Below are 665 nucleotides of genomic sequence, written 5' to 3'. Positions count from 1 at the left end.
GAAGTCGTAACAAGGTAGCCGTATCGGAAGGTGCGGCTGGATCACCTCCTTTCTAAGGAAGAAGAAGTAAGGGTTGTTTTACTGTTTAGTTATCAAGAAAAAACTTGATAAATATTTCTGGTGTCGATGCGCCTAGGGGACACACCCGTTCCCATCCCGAACACGATGGTTAAGACCTAGGCGGCCGATGGTACTATACTGGTGACGGTATGGGAGAGCAGGTGGATGCCAGATTTATGGGCTTATAGCTCAGCCGGTTAGAGCGCACGCCTGATAAGCGTGAGGTCGGTGGTTCGAGTCCACTTAAGCCCATTTTAATCTGTTTGATCTGGACGAGCTGTAGAGCTTGTCCAGGAATAACAGGACCGTGACGGGGGTATAGCTCAGTTGGGAGAGCACCTGCCTTGCAAGCAGGGGGTCAAGGGTTCGAATCCCTTTATCTCCATCGATAAAAATTTTGTTATCAAAGTTTTTATCTGAATGATTATCTATGTACCTTGAAAACTACACATTGAAAAATCAATTGAAAAATCTGAATTCAAGGGATTGGAAGCAAGCATCATTGTAACGCAGACAACCCAAGAAGACAGAAACTTCAAGACATCCGAGATTAAAAAAAGATTTATTTGAACCAATTCAAAGAATCCGAGAAAATCAAGAACCAA

Annotated in this window: 2 tRNA genes and 2 rRNA genes; all 4 read left to right on the top strand. The window is 43.8% G+C overall.

The annotated features are described in order from the left end of the window. Positions 1-52 (top strand): 16S ribosomal RNA (locus KTH89_RS24710); the annotation flags it as partial. 64 nt (positions 53-116) lie between these two features. Continuing rightward, a 5S ribosomal RNA gene (gene rrf / locus KTH89_RS24705) occupies positions 117-234 on the top strand. A 4-nt stretch (positions 235-238) separates the two neighbouring features. Further along, positions 239-312 (top strand) — tRNA-Ile (locus KTH89_RS24700). A 60-nt stretch (positions 313-372) separates the two neighbouring features. After that, positions 373-445 (top strand) — tRNA-Ala (locus KTH89_RS24695). The last annotated feature ends 220 nt before the right edge of the window (positions 446-665 follow it).

This window comes from Diplocloster agilis (genome assembly GCF_019042275.1).
GTDB classification, from domain to species: Bacteria; Bacillota; Clostridia; order Lachnospirales; family Lachnospiraceae; genus Diplocloster; species Diplocloster agilis.
The sequence above is the reverse complement of the archived record's forward strand: the minus strand, read 5'-3'. Positions and strand labels throughout refer to the sequence as shown.